Source organism: Streptomyces sp. CMB-StM0423 (assembly GCF_002847285.1).
Classification (GTDB): domain Bacteria; phylum Actinomycetota; class Actinomycetes; order Streptomycetales; family Streptomycetaceae; genus Streptomyces.
Window position 1 is genome coordinate 7,851,364 of sequence record NZ_CP025407.1, and the last position, 21,903, is coordinate 7,873,266.

The window sequence follows — 21,903 nt, forward strand, 5'->3', positions numbered from 1 at the left end:
GAGGTGCGGAGAGGTACGGGGTGGTTCAGGGGCGTACGGGCGGGGGGCGTCATGACTTGCCGAACTCCGTCTGGATGATGTCGAGGAGGTCGTCGACGGACGCGGACTCCAGGTCGCTGTCCGCCTCGCCGCCGGCGGCGCCGCCGTCCGGGCCGCCGGTCGCCGCGTGGCCGTTCTCCGCCCCGTGCGGCGCGGATCCGTCGAGCCGCTGGAGCATCGTCCGCAGCCGCTCCCCGGCCCGGCGCCGCACCTCCTCGTCCGCCAGTGCCGCGCCGCTCAGCGCACCGTCGAGCCGCGCCAGGTCGGCGAGGATCGACTGTCCCGCGGCGTCGGGGCCGCCGAGTTCTTCGCGCAGGCAGGTCGCGAGGGCGTCCGGCGTCGGGTAGTCGAAGACGACGGTCGTCGGCAGCCGCAGCCCGGTCCTGGAGTTGACGCGGTTGCGCAGCTCGACGGCGGTGAGCGAGTCGAAGCCCAGGTCGTTGAAGGGCTTCCCGGGCCGTACGCCGTCGGCCGACGCGTGCCCGAGCACGCCCGCGACCTCCGCACGCACCAGGTCCAGCAGCTCGCGCTGCTGTTCCTCGGGGGTACGGCCCGCCAGCAGCGACCGCAGCCGCGCGGCGGCGTCGGTGTCCGCGGCCTCCGGCTCGGCCTCCTCCCGCGCGCCCAGCACCGCGTGTGCCTCCGGCAGTTCGCCCAGCAGCGGGCTGTGCCGCCGGGACGTGAACGCGAGGGTGAACGCCGACCAGTCGATGTCGGCGATCGTCGTCGGCGGCTCGTCTCCCCGTACGGCCTCGGCCAGGGCCGCCACCGCGGCATCCGGGTCGAGGCCGCGGATGCCGCGGCGCAGCAGCCGCCGGGAGTTCTCCCCGTCGCCGGCCATGCCCTCGCCGCTCCACGCGCCCCAGGCCACCGCGGTGGCCGGGAGCCCGCGGGCGCGGCGGTGCTCGGCGAGCGCGTCGAGGTAGGCGTTGCCCGCGGCGTACGCGCCCTGCGCGCCGCTGCCCCACACGCCGGCGGTCGACGAGAACAGCACGAAGGCGCCGAGCCGGCTGCCGCCGTCCGCTTCCTGCGTCAGCTCGTGCAGGTGGCGGGCGGCCACGGACTTGGGCCCGAGGACTTCGGCGAAGTGCTTGGCGTCCAGATCCGCGAGCCCGCGGTCCACGCTAACGCCGGCCGCGTGCAGCACGGCGGTCAGCGGGGTCTCCTCGGGCACGCCGGCCAGCAGCGCGGCGAGGGCCGCCCGGTCGGTGACGTCGCACGCGGCGATCGTCACCTCGGCGCCGAGGCCGGTGAGTTCGGTGCGCAGCTCGTCGGCGCCGGGGGCGGCGGGGCCGCGGCGGCTGACGAGGAGCAGGTGCTCGGCGCCGTTTGCCGCCAGCCAGCGGGCGGCGTGGGCGCCGAGTCCGCCGGTGCCGCCGGTGACGAGGACGGTGCCGCGGGGCGGCCACTGGGCGTCCGCCTTGCGGGCGGGCGTTGTACGCCTCAGCCGCCGCGCCCGCGGCCCGTCGGCCCGTAGCGCGATCTGGTCCTCCACCGGCGCGCCGGAGCCGTCCGGCGCGCCGCCGAGCAGCCCGGCCAGTTCGGCGCGCCCGCGCGCGCCGAGGTCGGCGGGCGCGCCCGGCAGGTCGATCAACCCGCCCCAGCGCGCGGGCTCTTCGAGCGCCGCGGCCCGGCCGAAGCCCCACACCAGGGCGGCCTCCGGGTTCCCGAGCGGGTCGCCGTCGCCCACGGACACGGCCTCGCGGGTGGCGGCCCACAGGGGGGCGGTCACGCCGGCGTCGCCGAGTGCCTGGGTGAGGACGACGGTCGCGGTCAGCTCCTCCGGTACGCCGTCGGCGGCCGGGTCCGCGGCGGTGGTCCCGGCGGTGTCGGCGCGTACGGCCAGCAGCGACAGGATCCCGCGCGGCTGCCCGGTCTCCTCGATCCGGCGGGCGAGCTGCTCGGCGAGCGGCGCGCGCTCCGTACCCGCGGCAATCTCGACGGTGGCGACCTGCGCCCCCGCATCCGTGAGTGCCGCGGCGCAGAACTCCGGCCATTCCCCGGCCCGTTCGCCGTCCGGCACCGCGAGCAGCCAGGTGCCGTCCAGCGCGGCGCCGGCGCCCCGGGGCAGGCGCGCCCAGGACGTCCGGTAGTGCAGGCCGGACTCCGCCGGGGCAGAGACGGGCTCCACCGGGTCGATCCAGTGGCGGCGGCGCTGGAAGGCGTACGTCGGCAGCTCGACCGTGCGCCCGCGCGGCAGCACGTCCGTCCACCGCGGGCCCGCGCCGACCGCGTGCAGCTCGCCCATGGAGTGCAGGAGCGCGGTGGGTTCGTCCGACGGGGGCGCCGGCGCCTCGCTGTCCCCGGCCTTGCGGGCCGGGCGCAGCGACGGGATCGCCGTGGCGTCCCCTTCGCCCGGCAGGACCGCCCGGGCGAGCGCGGTCAGGGTGGCGCCGGGGCCGATCTCCAGGAAGGCGGTGGCGCCCTCGCCGATGAGGTGGGCGAGGCCCTGGTGGAAGCGGACGGGGCGGCGGATGTGCTCGGCCCAGTACGCGGCGTCGGTCAGCTCGGCGGCCGTGGCCGCGGTGCCGGTGAGGTTCGAGACCACCGGGAGGTCGGGCGCGCGGTACGTGAGCCCGCCCGCGATGCTCGTGAACTCGGCCAGCACGGGGTCCATCTGGGCGGAGTGGAAGGCGTGGCTCACCTTCAGCCCGCGGGTGCGGATCCCGGCCGCGCCCAAGTCCCCGGCGAGCGCGGCCAGCGCGTCGGCCGGCCCGGCGAGCACGGTCGCGGCGGGGGAGTTGTACGCGGCGATCTCCGCCCGCCCGTGCCGCTCCAGGTGCTCGGCCAGCGCCTCGGGCCCCGCCTGGGCGGCGAGCATGCCACCGGTGCCGTGGGGGAGTTCGTTCATCAGCCGCGCGCGGGCCGTGACGAGCCGGGCCGCGTCGGTGAGGGACAGCACGCCCGCGACATGCGCGGAGGTCACCTCGCCGATGGAGTGGCCGATGAGGTGGTCCGGCCGCACGCTCCATGCCAGGAGCTGCCGGGTGAGCGCCGTGTGCAGGGCGAACAGGCCGGTCTGGGTGTAGAGGGTCTGGTCGAGCAGCGCGGACCCGTCGGCGGCCGCGTCGGCGAACATCACGTCGCGTACGGGGAGATCGAGGTGCGTGTCGAGCGCCGCGCACACCTCGTCCAGCGCCTCGGCGAACACCGGGAGCGCCTCGTACAGCTCGCGGCCCATGCCGGGGCGCTGGCTGCCCTGCCCCGAGTACATGAACACCAGGCCGCCGGGCCGCTGCTCGCTCCGGGTACGGATCACGCCGGGCGCGCTCCGGTCCTGGGCCACCTCGCGCAGGCCGTCGAGGAGTTCCGTACGGTCGCGGCCGAGGACGGTGGCCCGGTACGGCAGGGCGGTGCGCCGCGAGGCCAGCGACCACGCCAGGTCGGGCGCGCTCAGCTCCGGGCGCGCCCGGACGCGCTCGGCGAGCCGGGCGGCCTGGGCGCTCAGGCCCTCCGGGGTCGCGCCGGAGACCAGCCAGGGCAGCGCCGCACCGGCTGGCCGCGGCGCCTCGGCCGGTGCTTCCTGCGCGACGGCCGGCGCCTCCTCCAGGATGACGTGCGCGTTGGTGCCGCTGATCCCGAACGCGGAGACTCCCGCCCGCCGCGGCCGGGCGGCCCCGGCGCGCGGCCACTCCCGCTGCTCGGTCAGCAGCGAGACGACGCCCGCGTCCCACTCGACGTGCTGCGACGGCTCGTCGACGTGCAGCGTGCGCGGCAGCACACCGTGCCGCATGGCCTGGATCATCTTGATGACCCCGGCGACGCCGGCCGCGGCCTGCGTGTGCCCCAGGTTGGACTTCACCGAGCCCAGCCACAGCGGCTGTTCGGCCGAGTGCTCGCGCCCGTACGTCGCCAGCAGCGCCTGCGCCTCGATGGGGTCGCCGAGCGTCGTGCCGGTGCCGTGCGCCTCGACGGCGTCCACCTCGGCGCCGGTCAGCCGGGCGTTGGCCAGGGCCTGCCGGATGACGCGCTGCTGTGCGGGGCCGTTGGGGGCGGTGAGACCGTTGGAGGCGCCGTCCTGGTTGATCGCGGAGCCGCGGAGGACCGCGAGCACCTGGTGCCCGTTGCGCTCGGCGTCCGACAGCCGCTCCAGCAGCAGCATGCCGGCGCCCTCGCCCCAGCCCGTACCGTCGGCGGAGTCCGCGAAGGACTTGCAGCGGCCGTCGGGGGCGAGGCCGCGCTGCCGGGAGAACTCCACGAAGACCGCGGGCGTCGACATCACGGTCGCGCCGCCGGCCAGCGCCAGCGTGCACTCGCCGTTGCGCAGGGACTGCGCCGCGAGGTGCAGCGCGACCAGCGACGACGAGCAGGCCGTGTCGACGGTCAGCGCGGGCCCCTCGAAGCCGAAGGTGAACGCGATCCGCCCGGAAGCGACGCTCGGCGCGCTGCCGTTGCCGACGTACCCCTCGTACTCCGCCGGGGTGCGCAGCAGCAGCCGGCCGCCGTAGTCGCTGTACATGATCCCCGCGAACACGCCGGTCGAGGTGCCGCGCAGTTCGTCGGCGGGGATGCCGGCGTCCTCGACGGCCTCCCAGCACAGCTCCAGCAGCAGCCGCTGCTGCGGGTCCATCGAGGCCGCCTCGCGCGGCGAGATCCCGAAGAACTCGGCGTCGAACCGGTCGGCGTCGTGCAGGAAGGAGCCGGCCCGCGTGTACGTGGTGCCCGGGCGCTCCCCGCTCGGGTCGTAGATCGCGTCGATGTCCCAGCCGCGGTTCTCGGGGAACGTGCTGGTGCCCTCGGCGCCCCGGCTGAGCAGGTCCCACAGGTCGGCGGGGGAGTCCACGCCGCCGGGGTAGCGGCAGGACATGGCGACGACGGCGATCGGGTCGTCGTCGTTGGCCGCGCGGGCGGCGGCCGCCGGTACGGCCGGGACGGCGGCCTCCTCGGACTCCAGCAGCTCCGCGCGCAGATGGTCGGCGAGCGCCTGGGGCGTGGGGTGGTCGAAGACCGCGGTGGCGGGGAGCCGGCGGCCGGTGGCGGCGCTGAGCTGGTTGCGCATCTCGACCGCGGTGAGCGAGTCGAAACCGAGGTCGCGGAAGGTCTGGCCAGGGCTCACCGACTCGCCCTCGGGCAGGCCGAGCGCGAGCACGGCGGTGCGGCGTACGAGCGCCAGCAGCGTGCGGTCCTGCTCGGCACGGCCCAGCGCGGCGAGCCCGGCGAGCGGGTCGGTGGCCGGGGCCGCGGTGGCGGCGGTGCCCTCGGCGGGTGCGGCGGGCGCGGGTGCCTGCGCGCGGAGTACGGCGGGCAGCGTCCCGGCGCGGGACTGCGTACGCAGCGCGCGGCGGTCGAGGACCACGGGGGCGGCCAGCGCCACGGGGCTGCGCAGCGCCGTGTCCAGCAGCGCGAGCGCCCGGCTCGCGGGCATGGCGCGTACGCCGGCGCGGGCGATTCGCGCCCGTGCCGCCCGGTCCAGACCCCCGCCCATGCCGCCCTGCTCCCACAGGCCCCAGGCGAGGCTGACGGCGGGCAGCCCGCGGGCGCGGCGGTGCTGCGCGAGGGCGTCCAGGAAGCTGTTCGCGGCCGCGTAGTTGGCCTGGCCGGGGGTGCCTACCACGGACGCGAACGACGAGAAGAGCACGAAGGCCACCCGCGGCAGGTCCGCGGTCAGCCGGTGCAGGTGCCAGGCGCCGTCCGCCTTCGGCCGCAGCACGGCGTCGAGCTGAGCGGGCGTCAGCTCGCCGACGGTCGCGTCGTCCAGCACGCCCGCCGCGTGCACCACGGCGGTCAGCGGGTGTTCCGACGGGATCCGGGCCAGCGCCCGGCGGAGGGCGTCCGCGTCGGCGACGTCGCAGGCGGCGAAGGCCACCTCGGCGCCGAGCCCGGTGAGTTCTGCGCGCAGCTCGCCGGCGCCGGGGGCGGCCTCGCCGCGGCGGCTGACGAGGAGCAGGCGGCGTACGCCGTGGGCCGTGACGAGGTGCGCGGCGACCTGCCCGCCGAGCGTGCCGCTCGCGCCGGTGACCAGAACGGTGCCCTCGGGGCCGAGAGCCGCGGGGCCGTCCGGCGTGATCCGGGTGAGGCGCGGGGCGAGGAGGGCGCCGTCGCGGATCGCGAGCTGCGGTTCACCGGCCGCCAGCGCGACCCGTACCGCATCCGCGGCGGGAAGCGCCGAGGGCTCCGCCGGGTCGTCGTCGACGAGCACGATCCGGTCCGGGTGCTCCGACTGCGCCGAGCGCAGCAGCCCCCACACCGGGGCGGACTCCAGCGCGGCTACGTCCCCGGCCGCGTCCGCGCCGACCGCACCGCGGGTGACCACGGCGAGCCGGCTGTCGGCGAAGCGGTCGTCGGACAGCCACCGCTGCACGGCGGCCAGCACCCGGGCTACGGTCGTACGCGCCCTCTCCGCGGTCGCCTCGTCGGCGCCGTCCGCGGCGGGGCACCGTACGACGACCACGCCTGCCCGCTCGGGAACGGTCCCCGCGGCGAACGCGTCGAGGTCCGTCTCCCACAGCTCACCGCTGTCCGCCGCCTCCGGCGCCGCGTCGAGCCGCTGCCACTCCACCCCGTACAACGGGTCGGCGGACACCGCGCCGATGCTGTCGGCCGGGACGGGCCGCAGTGCCACCTCGTCCACCCGCAGCACCGGCGTGCCCGCGGCGTCGGCGAGGTCCAGGGCGACGGTCTCCGGGCCGGTGGGCGTCACCCGGGCGCGCAGCGCCGCCGCGCCGGGGCGCGCCAGCAGCCGTACGCCGGACCAGGAGAACGGCAGCCGCAGCTCCGTTCCGGAAGCGTCCAGCAGCGCGACGGTGTGCAGCGCGGCGTCGAGCAGCGCGGGGTGGATGCCGTACTCGTCGAGATCCGCGTGCTGCGCCTCGGGCAGCGCCAGATCGGCGTACAGGTGCTCGCCGTCGCGCCATACCGTGCGCAGCGAACGGAAGGCCGGGCCGAAGCGCATCCCGCGCTCGTGCAGCCGGTCGTACAGGTCGTCCACGACCGCGGCGGGCTCACCCGGTGGCGGCCAGGCCGTGCCGTCCCACGCCCCTGGCGCCGCCCCCGCGTCGGGCGCCACCATGCCCGTCGCGTGCAGCGTCCACGCGGAGTCCGCGGCGAGTTCAGCGGTGTCCTCGGCGGCGTCAGGCTCGGGGCGGGCGTACAGGGAGAGTGCCCTGCGGCCGTCGGTGTCCGGGGCGTCCACCGCCACCTGGAGTTGCAGCGCGCCCTCTGCCGGCAGCACCACGGGCCGGCGCAGCGTCAGCTCCTCGACGCGTGCGCAGCCGACGTGCCGCGCCGCGCACAGCGCGATCTCCACCGCGCCCGTGCCCGGCAGCACCACGGTGGTGCCCAGTACGTGGTCCGCCAGCCAGCCGGGGGTACGCGCGCTGATCCGGCCGGTGCACACGGCCCCGGGACGCTCGGCGTCCGCCGTCTCCAGCACGGCGCCGAGCAGCGGGTGCCGGGTGACCCGTACGCCCGGCTGGTCGGCGGCCGGACGCGCCTGCCGCAGCCAGTACGGCCGCCGCTGGAACGCGTACGTCGGCAGCTCTGCCGGCCGGCCCTCGGCGTGCAGCGGGCGCCAGTCCACCTCCGTGCCGTGCACGTGCAGCCGGGCGATCGCGGCGAACAGGGCGGGGACCTCGGGGTGGTCGCGGCGCAGCGTAGAAGTGACCACGGCCGTCTCGCCCGGCTGCGCCGGGTCCGCCTCGTCGAGCACCGCCTGCGCGAGGGTGCTGAGGGTGGCGTCGGGGCCCACCTCCAGGTATGTCGTCGTGCCCAGGCCGGCCAGGCCGTCGACGCCCTGGTGGAAGCGGACGGGCCGGCGGATGTGCTCGGCCCAGTAAGCGGGGTCGTGGTGCTGCGCGTCCGTCGCGGGCAGACCCGTGACGTTGGAGATGACCGGGATCTCCGCCTCGCCCGGGGCGTGCCGCTCGAAGAGGTCCGTCAGATGGCGCGCGAAGGCGTCGAGGACCGGCTCGGTGTGCGCGGTGTGGAAGGCGTGCGCCACCTTCAGCCGCCTGGCGCGGATCCCGGCGTCCGCCAGCTCCCGTGCCAGCGCGTCCAGCGCGTCGAGCGTCCCGGCGAGCGTGGTCGCCGCGGGGGAGTTGTACGCGGCGATCTCCACCCCCGCGTGCCGCTCCAGATGCCCGGCCAGCGGCTCGGGTCCTGACCGTACGGCGAGCATGCCGGTGCCCTCGGGGAGCGAGTGCATCAGCTTCGCCCGGGTGGCGACCATGTCGGCGGCGACGTCGAGCGGGAAGACCCCGGCCACGTGCGCGGCCGACAACTCGCCCACGGAGTGGCCGATGAGGTGGTCCGGCCGCACGCCCCACGACCGGAGCAGCCGCGCCAGCGCGGTGTGCACGGCGAACAGCGCGGGCTGGGTGTACAGCGTGTGCTCCAGCAGCGCCGCCCGCTCGGTGCCCGCCTTGGCGAACATCACCTCGCGTACGGGGACGTCGAGATGCGCGTCGAGCGCCGCGCACACCTCGTCCAGCGCCTCGGCGAACACCGGGAACGCCTCGTGCAACTCGTGCCCCATGCCGGGGCGCTGGCTGCCCTGCCCGGAGAACATCAGCGCCAGTCGGCCGCTCTGCTGCACGCCGGTGACCAGCCCGGCGGCGGCGTCGCCGCGGCCGAGGGCGTCGAGCCGGCCGAGCAACTCCCCGCGGTCGGTGCCGAGGAGCACCGCGCGGTGCCCGAGCGTGGCCCGGGAGGTCGCCAGCGCGTGGCCCACCGCGCCGACGGACAGCTCCGGCCGGGCGCGGAGGTGGCCGGCCAGCCGGGCGGCCTGGGCGCGCAGCCCGTCCGCGGTGGCGGCGGAGACCAGCCACGGGCCGGCGGGACCGCCGGCAGGCGCCGCCGGCTCCGGCTCCGGCTCGTCCGCCGGGGGCTGCTCCAGAATGACGTGCGCGTTGGTGCCGCTGATCCCGAACGCCGACACGGCGGCCCTGCGGGTGCGTTCCCCACCGCGCCACGGCAGCGCCTCGCCGAGCAGCGCGAGCGTCGCCGGGTCCCAGTCGACGTGCGGGCTGGGCGTATCGGCGTGCAGCGTACGGGGCAACTGCCCGTGCTCCAGCGCCAGTACGAGCTTCATCAGCCCGGCCACACCCGCGGCGGCCTGCGTGTGCCCGATGTTCGACTTGACCGAGCCGAGGTACAGGGGCGTCCCGGCGGCGGCCCGGCCGCGGCCGTAGACCTCCAGCAGCGCCTGCGCCTCGATCGGGTCGCCCAGCTCCGTGCCCGTGCCGTGCGCCTCGATCGCGTCGACGTCGGCGGCGCCGAGGCCCGCGTCGGCGAGGGCCGCGCGGATCACCTTCTCCTGCGCCTGCCGGCTCGGCGCCGTCAGCCCGTTGGAGGAGCCGTCGGAGTTGACGGCGCTGCCGCGGATCACGGCGAGCACGCGGTGGCCGTTGCGGCGGGCCGCGCTCAGCGGCTCCAGGAGCACGACGCCCCCGCCCTCGGACATGCCCATGCCGTCGGCACCCGCGCCGAACGCCTTGCAGCGCCCGTCGGCGGCCAGCACCCGCTGCCTGCTCATCTCGGTGAAGGGACCGACCGTGGAGAACACCGTCGCCCCGCCGGCCAGCGCCATCGTGCACTCGCCGCGGCGCAGCGCCTGCACCGCGAGGTGCACCGCGGTCAGCGACGTGGAGCACGCGGTGTCCACGCTCAGGGCCGGGCCTTCGAGGCCGAGGGTGTACGCGAGCCGGCCGGACAGCACGCTGAGGACCGTGCCGGTGAGCAGGTGCCCGCCCACCTGCGCGGCGGCGTCGCCGAGCAGCCCGCCGTACTCGGTGGGGTTGCTGCCCACGAACACGCCCGTGCGGGAGCCGCGCAGCGCGTGCGCGTCGATCCCGGCCCGCTCCACGCTCTCCCACGCCAGCTCCAGCAGCAGCCGCTGCTGCGGGTCCATGGCCAGCGCCTCGCGCGGCGAGATGCCGAAGAACGCCGCGTCGAAGCCGGCGATGTCGTCCAGGAACCCGCCCTCGCGCACGTACGAGGTGCCGGGCCCCCCGAGGTCCGGGTCGAAGTGGTCGTCCAGGTGCCAGTCCCGGTTCGCGGGCATGGCGGAGATGGCGTCCCGGCCGTCCCGCAGCAGCTCCCACAGCCCCTCGGGGCTCTGTACGCCGCCGGGGAGGCGGCAGGCCATGCCGACGACCGCCACCGGTTCCCGGCGCTGCTCCTCCACCTCCCGCAGCCTGCGGGTGGTGCGGCGCAGGTCCACGGTGAGCCGCTTGAGGTAGTCGCGCAGCTTGTCTTCCTCGGCCATGGCCGGAACTGCTCCTCTCCGTGTGCCGCTCCGGCGCTGGTCAGCCGGTGGTGGATGCCGTCGGTCCCGGCTCCGCCGGGCCGAACTCGTCGTCGATGATCTTCAGTAGGTCGTCGGTGCTGGCGTCGTCGAGGTCCGCGTCGTCGTCCTCGCCCGCGCCGGCCGCCGCCGTGCCGCCGCCGGCCAGCGCGGCGGCGAGCGCCTGCAACCGGTCGCGTACGGCCGCGCGTTCCGCACCCTCGACGGGCACCGCGTCCAGGGCGGCGGCCAGCCGGTCCAGCTCCTCGTCTACGGAGCCGGGCGCCGCCCGCTCCCCGGCCGCGCCCAACTGCCCGGTCAGGAACCGGGCGAGTGCCTGCGGGCTGGGGTGGTCGAAGACCAGCGTCACCGGCAGCGGGAGGCCCGTCGCCGCGCGCAGCCGGTTGCGCAGCGCCACCGCGGTCAGCGAGTCGAAGCCCAGCTCCTTGAACGTCCGCATCGGCGTGGGCCGGTCGGCCGGGCCGTGGCCCAGCACCGCGGCCACCTCGGCGGTCACCACGTCCAGCACCTCGCGTCCGCGCGCCGCCTCCGGCAGCCCGGCCAGCTTCCGCAGCCGCTCCCCGGCGTCGCCGCCGTCCGCCGCGCCGGTGCCGCCCGCCTCCGCGGAGCGCCGCAGCGCGCCCCGTACCGCGGGGATCTCGTCCAGCAGCGGCCGCGGCCGGGCCGAGGCGAAGACCGGGGCGAACGTCTCCCAGTCCACGTCGACCAGCGTCACCGCCCGCCCGCCGCCCGCGCCCGCCACCTCCCGGCCGAGGCCGGCGAGCGCCAGGTCCGGGTCCAGCAGCGGCAGGCCCTGCCGCTCCAACTGCGCCTCGTCCAGGCCCTCCGGCAGTTCCTCGCTGCGCCACGCGCCGAAGGCGACGGACGTCACCTTCCGCCCCTGGCCGCGCAGTTGCTGCGCGTACGCGTCGAGGAAGGCGTTCGCCGCCGCGTACGCGCCGTGCTCGCCGCTGCCCCAGACGGCGGCGATGGAGGAGAAGAACACCAGTTCCGCGGGGCCGAGCGGATCCATCGACTCGGCCAGGTGCACCGCGCCGAGCGCCTTGGCGGCCAGCACCTCCGCCACCCCGGCGGCGGTGGCGTCGGCCAGCGGCTCCAGCCGGGTGGAGGTCGCGGCGTGCACCACCGCGCGCACCGGCCCGCCCAGCTCCGCGGCCTGCCGCAGCAGCGAGCGCACGGAGTCGCGGTCGGTCAGGTCGCAGGACAGCGCCGTGACCCGTACGCCCCGCCCGGCGAGTTCCGCGGCCAGCGCCGCGTGGCCGGGTGCGTCGGGGCCGCGGCGGCTGGCCAGCACGATGTGCTCCGCGCCGCCGTCGGCCAGCCAGCGCGCCAGGTGCGGCGCCAGCGAGCCCGAGCCACCGGTGACCACGACCGTGCCGCCCGGCCGCCACGCCGGGCCGTCCGCGGGCGCCGGCGCGGGCAGCAGCCGCCGTACGCGCAGGCCGCCGGGCCGGATCGCCACCTGGTCCTCGTCGCCCGCCCCGCCCGCGAGCACCGCGCACAGCCGCAGCCAGTCCTCGTCGCCGGGCCGCTCCGGGAGGTCGACCAGGCCGCCCCACAACTGCGGCTGCTCCAGCGCCACCACCCGGCCCAGACCCCACGTCTGCGCCTGCGCCGGGTGCGTAAGAACGTCGTCGTCCAGGGCGTTCACCGCGGCGCACGTCACCGACCACACGGGCGCGGCAACGCCCAGCCCCGCCAGCGCTTGCACGAGCCCCAGCAGCCCACCGACTCCGGAGGGCAGTGCCGCGTGCCCGGGGTGCGGGCGGTCGTCCAGCGGCAGCAGCGACAGCACGCCGTCGACCGCCTCGCCGGCCAGCGCCGCCGACACCCGGCGCGCGATGTCCGCGCGTTCGTCGTCGGCCCGCTCGTCCAGTTCGACCACGGTCACCCGGGCGCCGCGGGCGGAGAGCGCGGCACCCGCCGCGTCGGCCCAGGCGGCGAGCCGCCCGGCGGCCCCGGTACGGGTCACCAGCAGCCAGTGCCCGTCGGGCCCCGGCGTCCGCCGCTCCGCGGCCGGGCGCCACCCGATCTCGTAGCGCTGACCGGCGAGCGCCGCGTCGGTACGGGTCCGGGAGCGCCAGCGGTGCAGCGCGGGCACCACCGCGCGCAGCGCGTCCTCGCCGGCCTCCGGCAACTCCCGGCCCAGCGCCTCGGTGTCGGCCTGCTCGACCAGCGCCCAGAACGCCTCGTCGGACCCGCCCGCGCGGGGCGCCGCCGCCCGCGGAGCGGGGTCGTCGCGGTCGGCGAGCCAGTAGCGGCGGCGCTGGAAGGGGTACGTGGGCAGCGGCACCGTACGCGCGCCGGGGAAGAGCACCTGCCAGTCCGGCACCACTCCGGCCGCGTACGCCTCCGCCAGCGCCTGCTTGAAGCGCGGCTCGCCGTCCTCGTCGCGGCGCAGCGTGCCCAGCGCCCGGCCCTCCGTCTCCGTCGCGTCGAGGACCTGCTCGATCGCGGGCACGAGCACCGGGTGCGGGCCCATCTCCAGGAACACGGTGTGCCCCGCGTCCGTCAGCCGCTCCACGGTCTGTGCGAAGAGCACGGGGGAGCGCAGGTTGCGGTACCAGTACGCGGCGTCCAGCGACTCGGTCGGCATCGGCTCGCCGGTGACGGTGGAGTAGAACGGCACGTCCCCGGCCCGCGGGGTGATGGCAGAAAGCTCGCGCAGCATCTCCTCGCGCACCGGCTCGACGAGCGGCGAGTGCGAGGCGTACGCGATGGGCACGGTCCGCGTCCGTACGCCCCGCTCCTCGCAGTCGCGCATGAACGCGCGCACGTCCACGTCGACGCCCGCGACGACCGTCGCCGACGGGCCGTTGACGGCCGCGACACCGACGTCGCCGCCGGTCTCCGCGAGCCGCTTCTCCACCTCCGCGACGGGCAGCGACACCGAGGCCATCGAGCCGTGCCCGGACAACGCGTGCACCACCCGGCTGCGTACGGCCACCAGGCGGGCGCCGTCCTCCAGCGACAGCGCCCCCGCGGCCACGGCCGCCGCGAACTCGCCCTGCGAGTGGCCCACGACCGCCGCCGGCGTCACGCCGTGGTGGCGCCACAGCTCCGCGAGCGAGACCATCACCGCCCACATCAGCGGCTGTACGACGTCGTCCCGCTCCCACGCGGCGTCGTCCGCGGAGAGGGTCAGCTTCTCGCGCAGCGCGTAGCCCGTGTACGGGGCGAGGGCAGCGGCGCAGCGCTCCATCGACGCGGCGAACACCGGCTCGGAGTCCCACAGTCCCACGGCCATGCCCGGCCACTGCGCGCCCTGCCCGGAGAAGACGAACACCGGACGCGCCGCGCCGGACACCGCGCTGCCGCGCACCACCCGCGGGGAGCCGCGGTCCGCGGCCAGCGCCGCCAGGCCCTCGGCCAGCTCGGCGGCGTCGCCGCCCAGCACCACGGCCCGCTCGTCGAACGCCGCCCGCGTGGTCGCCAGCGACCAGCCCACGTCCCCCGCGGCGGGCGGGAGTTCGGTGCGTACCGCCTCGGCCAGCTCCGCGGCCCGCGCCCGCAGCGCCTCGCCCGTACGGGCCGACAGCGTCCACAGCGCGGTACGCGGCCCATCCTCGTCCGTGCGCTCCTCCGGCTCTGCCGGGGCCGGGCCCTGCTCCAGGATGACGTGCGCGTTGGTGCCGCTGATGCCGAAGGCGGAGACCGCCGCCCGCCGCGGCCGGTCCGACTCCGGCCAGGCGACCTCCTCGGCCAGCAGCGCGACGCCGCCCCCGGCCCACTCCACGTGCCGGGACGGGGTCTCGGAGTGCAGCGTGCGCGGCAGCGTGCCGTGCCGCATGGCCTGCACCATCTTGATGATCCCGGCCACGCCCGCGGCGGTCTGGGTGTGCCCGATGTTGGACTTCAGCGAGCCCAGCCACAGCGGCTGTTCCGCGCTGTGCTCCCGGCCGTACGTCGCCAGCAGCGCCTGTGCCTCGATGGGGTCGCCCAGCGACGTGCCCGTGCCGTGCGCCTCCACCGCGTCGACCTGGCGCGCGGTGAGCCGGGCGTCGGCGAGGGCCTGGGCGATGACCCGCTGCTGGGCCGGGCCGTTGGGGGCGGTGAGGCCGTTGGAGGCGCCGTCCTGGTTGACCGCGCTGCCGCGGATCACCGCGAGCACCGGGTGCCCGGCCGCCCGCGCGTCGGAGAGCCGCTCCAGCACGAGCATGCCGGCGCCCTCGCTCCATCCCGTGCCGTCGGCGTCGTCAGAGAACGACTTGCAGCGCCCGTCGGAGGCCAGCCCGCGCTGCCGCGAGAACTCCACGAACATGCCCGGCGTCGACATCACCGTCGCCCCGCCCGCCAGCGCCATCGTGCACTCCCGCGCGCGCAGCGCGCGCGTGGCCAGGTGCACCGCCACCAGCGAGGACGAGCAGGCGGTGTCGACCGTCAGCGCCGGCCCCTCGAGACCGAGCGTGTATGCGATCCGCCCGGAGGCGACGCTGGGTGTCGTCCCCGTCAGCATGTAGCCCTCCGCACCGGCGGTCGCCTCATGCAGCCGCGGCCCGTAGTCCGCCGCGGAGGTGCCCGCGAACACGCCGGTGGCGGAGCCGCGCAGCCCGTCGGCGGCGATCCCCGCCCGCTCCAGCGCCTCCCAGGCCAGCTCCAGCAGCAGCCGCTGCTGCGGGTCCATCGCCGCGGCCTCCCGCGGCGACACCCCGAACAGCCCGGCGTCGAACTCCGGCAGGTCGTAGAGGAAGCCGCCGCGGCGGGCGTAGCTCGTGCCCGCCCGGTCCGGGTCCGCGTCGAAGACCGCCTCCAGGTCCCAGCCCCGGTCGGCGGGAAACTCGCCGATGGCGTCCCCGCCCGCCGACACCAGCTCCCACAGCGCGTCCGGCGACACCGCGCCGCCGGGGTAGCGGCACGCCATCCCGACCACCGCGATCGGCTCGTGGTCGCGCTCCTCCAGCGACTGGAGCCGCTGCCGGGTCTGGCGCAGATCGGCGGTGACCGCCTTCAGGTAGTCGCGGAGCTTTTCCTCGTTGCTGCTGGCCATCGAACGCCTTCGTGGAGACGGCGCCGGCGGCGCCTGCGGGCAGGGACCGCGCGGCGGTTACGTACCGGCGGAGCTACAGGGACGGGGGACGAAGAACGCCCGCGGCCGCCGACCGGGCTGCGCCCTCCCGGGGCGCGAGGCCCGCGGGAGGGCGAGACGGGCGGCTGCGGACCGATGGCGTGGCCGCGGGGCCGCCGCGCCCGTGGCCGGCCGCCGCTACGGCTGCTGCGGCTTGCGGGCCGCGGACACCACGTAGTCCAGGGACGTCAGCTCGTCCTTCAGCAGGTCCTGGTCGCGGTGGGCGACGGCCACCATCTTGTAGAAGAGCTTGCTGGACCGGCTCTTGAACGTCGGGTCCTGGAGCCGGCGCACGTGGTACTCGCGCCACGGCTCGTACACCTCGTCGCGGATCGACCTGACCTCGACGCTCTCGAAGCCCGCGGACTCCAGCTTCTCGCCGTACTGCTTCCGCGGGTACCAGTTGGCGTCGTCGATCATGACGCGGATCCACTTGATGGCGTGCGAGCGGATGTCCGCCTTCGGCTTGCCGCCCTCCATCGGGATGATGTCGGCGGTCACCAGCACGCCGCCCGGGCGCAGCACGCGGTACGCCTCGGCGAAGAAGTCCGCGCGGGTGGCGAAGTGGAACGCCGACTCCAGGGCCACCACCTTGTCGACGCTGTTGTCCGGCAGCGGGATCGCGGTCGCGGAGCCCTCGCGGAAGTCGATCCGGTCCGTCAGGCCGCGCTCCTTGGCGCGGTCGGTGGCGATCCGGATGTGCGTCTTGGTGATGTTGATACCGATGATCTTGCTGGGGCCGTACTTGTCGATCCAGTGGAAGTCCTGGTCGCCGTAGCCGAAGCCCACGTCGAGGATCGTGTCGTCCGGCTTGAACTCGGCCGTGTCGGCCACCTCATCGGCGAGGGCCTGCGCCGCCTCGTCGAGCTTCGTGCACCCCGGCCAGTAGCCGAGGTTGTAGTAGTTGGTGTCCTCGACGACCAGCCGGTCCGGCGGGTACATCTCGTACAGCCGTGCCGTCTTCTTCTCGGGGTCGGACGTCGTACGGACCAGGGCGAGGTTTCCCAGCATCCGCAAGTCTTCCCACAGTGACAGCTTCACAACGGCAATCCCTTTCTGCGATCGGTCGCCGACCGAGACGGCCGCGGAATCCACATCTGACGAAAGGCGAAACTAGGAGCGCCGTCTAAAGACGGCCTTGGTCCGAACTAGGCCGGTGCCAAGCGCTTTGGCGCGGCTTTGGCGGCGGCGTCGAACATGCTCTCCCCGGCGCGGGCAGGCCCGCACCGCCGTCGTGAAGGAGCACAACCGATGCTGGACGAGGACGCGCGCAAGGAAGTCGCCCTGGAGTACTGCCGGCGGATCAACGAGGGCGACGTCGACGGCGTCCTCGGCCTCTTCGCCGACCCGCTCCACGTCGAGGACCCGGTCGGCGACAAGACCTTCATCGAACGCGCCGCGTACCGCGCCCACATCGCCCAATTGGTGTCGTACCGCGTGCACGAGCTCCCCGGCGCCCCGGTCGCGGGCCTGGACCGCGAGCACGTCGCCCTGCCCATCACCGCCGAGCTGCGCCCGCAGGGCGTGCCGCAGGGCAAGTTCGTCCGCATCTCCCTGATCGCCGTCATGCGGATCGGCGCCAGCGGCCTCATCCGCCACATGCGGGTCATCAGCGGCCGCACGGACATGGCGGTGCACGACGCGGCCGAGGCCGCGGACGCCGCGCGCTTCCGTTGAGGCGCCGTCCCGGCGGGGGCGGCCGGGGCTTCGGAGATTCTTAGGGACCCCTTTAGCCGCCGTGCCGAGACTCCCCGAAAGTGCGCCATCGCCTTTCGTCGCAACGGGATCGAGAGCGGATGTCCAAGGAAGAGAAGCTCGTCGAGTACCTGAAGTGGGTCACCGCCGAGCTGCATGAGGCCCAGCAGCGGCTGTCCGTCCTGGAGACCGGGGACCGGGAGCCGGTGGCGATCGTTTCGATGGCCTGCCGGTACCCGGGCGGGGTGCGTTCGCCGGAGGACCTGTGGCGGCTGGTCGCCGGCGGTACGGACGCGATCTCCGGGTTCCCCCTCAACCGCGGCTGGGAGTTGGAGGGGCTCTTCGACGCCGACCCCGACAGATCAGGCACGAGCTACGCCCGCGAGGGCGGCTTCCTGCACGACGCGGCCGCGTTCGACGCGGCGTTCTTCGAGATCAGCCCGCGGGAGGCGACCGCGACGGACCCGCAGCAGCGGCTGCTGCTGGAGACCGCGTGGGAGGCGTTCGAGCGCGCGGAGCTGGACCCGCACAGCCTGCGGGGCAGCAGGACCGGCGTTTTCGCGGGCGTCATGTACAGCGACTACGTCGCCCGGCTCATGGACCGGCTGCCCCCGGGGTTCGACGGTTTCCTGGGTAACGGTGGTGCGGCGAGTGTGGCGTCGGGGCGGGTGGCGTACACCTTCGGTCTCGAAGGCCCGGCGGTGACGGTCGACACGGCGTGCTCGTCGTCGCTGGTGGGCATGCACCTCGCCGCCCAGGCGTTGCGTAATGGCGAGTGCGAGTTGGCTCTTGCCGGTGGTGTGACGGTGATGGCGACGCCGGGTGTGTTCGTGGAGTTTTCGCGGCAGCGGGGTTTGGCGCCGGATGGGCGGTGCAAGCCGTTTGCGGAGGCTGCGGATGGTACGGGCTGGGGTGAGGGTGTCGGTTTCGTGCTGCTGGAGCGGTTGTCGGACGCGGAGCGCAATGGGCACGAGGTTCTTGCGGTGCTGCGTGGTTCGGCGGTCAATCAGGACGGTGCGTCGAACGGTCTGACGGCGCCGAACGGGCCGTCGCAGCAGCGGGTCATCGAGCAGGCCCTGGCCAGCGCGCGGCTGAGTGCCGGGCAGATCGACGCGGTGGAGGCGCACGGTACGGGTACGACGCTGGGTGACCCGATCGAGGCGCAGGCGCTGCTGGCGACGTATGGTCAGGCGCACAGTGCTGAGCGGCCGTTGTGGCTGGGTGCGGTGAAGTCGAATATCGGGCACACCCAGGCCGCCGCGGGTGTCGCGGGTGTCATCAAGATGGTCGAGGCGATGCGCCACGGTGTCCTGCCTCCCACGCTGCACGTGGATGAGCCCAGCAGTCATGTCGACTGGACCGCGGGCCATGTCTCGCTGCTGACCGACACCCAGCCCTGGCCGGAGACGGGTGAGCCGCGGCGCGCTGCGGTGTCGTCGTTCGGGATCAGCGGTACCAACGCCCACGTCATCCTCGAAGCCGCGCCGGAGCAGTCTGCCGAGGCCGACACGAAGGCCGAGCCCTCGCCCGTGCCGGTGGTGATTTCCGCTCGTACGACGGCCGCGCTCGCGCAGTCGGCCGAGCGGCTGGCGGCGTACGTGGAGGGGCACCCGCAGGTCGAGGTGGGTGGGTTGGCGGCGGGGCTGTGGTCCGGGCGGGCGAAGCTGGAGCACCGCGCGGGCGTCGTCACCGCCGACCGCGACGAACTCCGTGCAGCCCTCACCGCACTGGCCACCGGTGCCACGCACCCCGCTCTGGTCACCGGCCTGGGCCCTGCCGAGTCCGGCGGCCGCCTCGCGGTGATGTTCTCCGGGCAGGGCAGCCAGCGCCCGGGCATGGGCCGCGAGCTTCACGGGACCTTCCCCGTCTACGCCGAGACCCTGGACGAGGTCTGCGCGGCGCTCGACGAGCATCTGGGGACCGGGACACCGCTGCGCGAGGTCATGTTCGCCGAAAAGGACAGCGAACACGCCGCCCTGCTGGAGACCACGCTCTACACCCAGCCCGCTCTCTTCGCCCACCACGTCGCCGGCTACCGCCTCCTCCAGACGGCAGGCGTCGAGCCCACCGCGCTCATCGGCCACTCCATCGGCGAACTCTCCGCCGCCCACCTCACCGGCATCCTGCCCCTCGCCGCAGCCGCCGACATGGTCGCCACACGCGCCAAACTGCTCCACACCCTCCCCGACGGCACCGGCATGCTCGCCGTCAACACCGACGCCGACACCCTCACCCCCTACCTCCAGAACCACCCCCAGGTGGCCATCGCCGCGTACAACTCCGCCACCTCCCTCGCCGTCGCCGGCCCGCACCAGCCGCTCCAGGCCCTCGCCGCGGAGCTGACCGAGGCGGGCATCCGTACCAAGGCGCTCAAGGTCGCGCACGCCTTCCACACCGCCCACACCGAGCCCATCCTCGACACCTTCACCAGCCACCTGACCGGCCTCTTCGCCCACCACACCCTCGGCAACGCCGACATCCCCGTCATCTCCAACGTCACCGGCCAACCCGCTACCAGCGACCAGCACCACAACCCGGCGTACTGGGCCCAGCACATCCGCCAGCCCGTCCGCTTCCACCAAGGCATCACCCACCTCGCAGACAACAACGGCATCAGCCTCTTCACCGAGGTGGCCCCGCACCCCACCCTCACCCCGCATCTCCCGTCCGGCGTCCGCACCACCCCGCATCTGCCGGACCAGACCCGCGCCCACTTCGCCACCCTGGTCAGCCTCCACACCCACCACCACCCCACCGACCTCACCCCCCACCTCCCCGAAACCACAGCCAAACTCCCCACCCTCCCCACCTACCCCTTCCAGCACCGCCCCTACTGGCTGCGCGCCGACCCCACCAAGGCGACCGACGCCCGCCCCGCCGACGCCGAGCTGTGGGACGCGCTGGAGCGCGAGGACCTGGACGGCGTGCTGTCCGCGATGGGCGTGCGGGACGCCGACGTCACGGCGTGGAAGACCGTCCTGCCCGCGCTGATCACCTGGCGGCGGCAGCGCGGCTGGGGCCACCGCCTCGGCTGGGAGGCCGTGGACGGCGGCGCGCCGCCGCCCCCGCTGGACGGCGCCTGGGTCGTCCTGGTCCCCGAGGGCGCCGAGGAGGAGCCGGCCGTACGGACCGTGCTCACTGCCCTGGACGAGGGCGGGGCCGGCGCCGAAGTCGTCACCGTAGAGCGGGAGATGGCCCGTACGACGTTCGCCGGCCGGCTGCGCGCCGCGCTGGGCGCCTGCGGGCCCCGGCTCACCGGTGTGCTGTCGCTGCTGGCGTTCGCCGACCCGGTGCGGCCGGGCCCCGACGGGCTGGAGCTGTCCGCCGCGCTGCTGCACGCGCTCGACGACGCCGCCGCGCGGACACCCGTGTGGTTCGTGACCGCGGGCGGTGCCGCAACGGGTCGCCAGGACCCGCTCGCCGACCCCGCGCAGGCCCGGATCTGGGGGCTGGCGCAGGCGTTCGCCGTCGAACACCCCGAGCGCTGGGGCGGCTTGGCCGACCTGCCCGCGGGCGGCGCCGGCGACCGGGACGTGCGTGATCGGCTCCGGGCGGCGCTGGCCGGCCGGGCGGACCGCTCGGGCGCCCGCGAGGACCAGGTCGCCATCCGGCCTGGCGCGCTCTTCGCCCGCCGGCTGCGGCCCGCGGACCTCGCCGCCGCCACCGAGCCGTGGCTGCGCGCCACGGACGGCACCGTGCTGGTGACCGGGGCGCCCGGCGCGCTCGCCGGCGAGGTCGCCGCGGAGCTGGTACGCGAAGGCGTACGCCACCTGCTGCTGGCCGCCGAGCCGGGGACGGACGGGGCGGACGGCGCAACCGCCGCGCTGGTCGCGCAGTTGCGCGCGGCGGGCGCCGAGGCGGCCGTCGCCCCTGTCGACCTCGCCGACCGCGACGCCGTCGCCGCCCTCCTCCGCTCTGTCGCGCCCGAGCACCCGCTGACCGCCGTGGTGCACACGGCCGCCGAGCTGGACGATGCCGTCGTCGGCGCCGTGGACGGCGACGACATCGGCCGGCTGCTCGACCCGGCCGCGGCGTCCCTGGCCAACCTCTGCGAACTGACCCTGGACCGCGGGCTGGAAGCGTTCGTGCTCTGCTCCTCCGCGGTCGGCGTCCTCGGCGCGGCCGGGTTCGGCGCCCAGGGCGCCGTGCACGCCCACCTGGATGCGCTGGCGCACACGTACCGTGCCCGGGGCCTGCCCGTCACCTCGCTGGCCTGCGGACCCTTGCAGGCACCGGAGGCGGCGGAGACCGCGGCCGGAAAGCACCTGCGGTACCAGGGCATCCGCCCCATGGCGCCGACGCCCGCGGCCCGGTTGGCGGTACGAGCCCTCTCCGGCCGCTCCGCCGCGCCCGTGCTCGTGGACGTCGACTGGGACCGCTACGTCAGGCAGTCGGAACAGGGCGCCGTCGGCTCCCTGTTGCGAGCGATCCCCGAGGCCGGCGGCGCCGACGCGGCGGAGAGCGGCGCCCGGGAGCCCGATGCCGACGGCGCCGGACCCCTCGGCGAGGCCGCAGCGCGGCTGCGCCACCGGCTGGACACCGCCCCCGCCGCCCAGCGCGCCGAGCTGCTGCTGGAACTGCTGCGGGACGCCGCCGCCCAGGTACTCGGGCACGCGGGCACCGCGGAGATCCCCGAAGACGCCCAGTTCACCGAGCTGGGGTTCTCCTCCTTCACGGCCCTCGAACTGTGCAACCGGGTCGCTGCCGTGTCGGGGCTGCAGATCCCGCCGATGGCCATCTTCGACAACCCCACGCCGCAGGCGCTGGCGGGCTATCTGATGACCACGTTCGAGGGGGAGACCTCCCCCGCACCAGCGGCCGGGGCCCGGTGACGCGCCGAGCGCGGACCCGGGCAACGCGC

The 21,903-nt window shown here is 75.7% G+C and carries 4 protein-coding genes and 1 pseudogene; 2 read left to right on the forward strand and 3 right to left on the reverse strand.

Annotation, left to right across the window (positions count from 1 at the left end; all coding sequences use genetic code 11):
• Nucleotides 1-49: 49 nt before the first annotated feature.
• The 3 genes from CXR04_RS33970 to CXR04_RS33980 form a co-directional block, all read right to left on the reverse strand.
• The gene (locus CXR04_RS33970) at nucleotides 50-10,243 is read right to left on the reverse strand and encodes a type I polyketide synthase (RefSeq protein WP_101426016.1); all 10,194 of its coding nucleotides are present in this window, start codon (nucleotides 10,241-10,243) and stop codon (nucleotides 50-52) included.
• Nucleotides 10,244-10,283: 40 nt separating this feature from the next.
• Complete coding sequence (locus CXR04_RS33975) at nucleotides 10,284-15,269, reverse strand: type I polyketide synthase (RefSeq protein ID WP_101426017.1); 4,986 nt, start codon at nucleotides 15,267-15,269, stop codon at nucleotides 10,284-10,286.
• A 216-nt stretch (nucleotides 15,270-15,485) separates the two neighbouring features.
• Nucleotides 15,486-16,388, reverse strand: a complete 903-nt coding sequence (locus CXR04_RS33980) for an SAM-dependent methyltransferase (RefSeq protein WP_234380636.1) — start codon at nucleotides 16,386-16,388, stop codon at nucleotides 15,486-15,488.
• Between the two features lie 210 nt (nucleotides 16,389-16,598).
• Here CXR04_RS33980 and CXR04_RS33985 point away from each other — a divergent pair, with 210 nt between their 5' ends.
• Nucleotides 16,599-17,024, forward strand: a complete 426-nt coding sequence (locus CXR04_RS33985; protein WP_101426018.1) for a nuclear transport factor 2 family protein — start codon at nucleotides 16,599-16,601, stop codon at nucleotides 17,022-17,024.
• 137 nt (nucleotides 17,025-17,161) lie between these two features.
• A pseudogene (locus CXR04_RS33990) lies at nucleotides 17,162-21,808 on the forward strand (type I polyketide synthase); the annotation flags it as partial.
• Nucleotides 21,809-21,903: the final 95 nt, after the last annotated feature.

Bases quoted from the DNA above. Each gene is read 5' to 3' on its own strand.
- CXR04_RS33970 (WP_101426016.1), bottom strand. From the start codon at position 10,243: ATGGCCGAGGAAGACAAGCTGCGCGACTACCTCAAGCGGCTCACCGTG.
- CXR04_RS33975 (WP_101426017.1), bottom strand. From the start codon at position 15,269: ATGGCCAGCAGCAACGAGGAAAAGCTCCGCGACTACCTGAAGGCGGTC.
- CXR04_RS33985 (WP_101426018.1), top strand. From the start codon at position 16,599: ATGCTGGACGAGGACGCGCGCAAGGAAGTCGCCCTGGAGTACTGCCGG.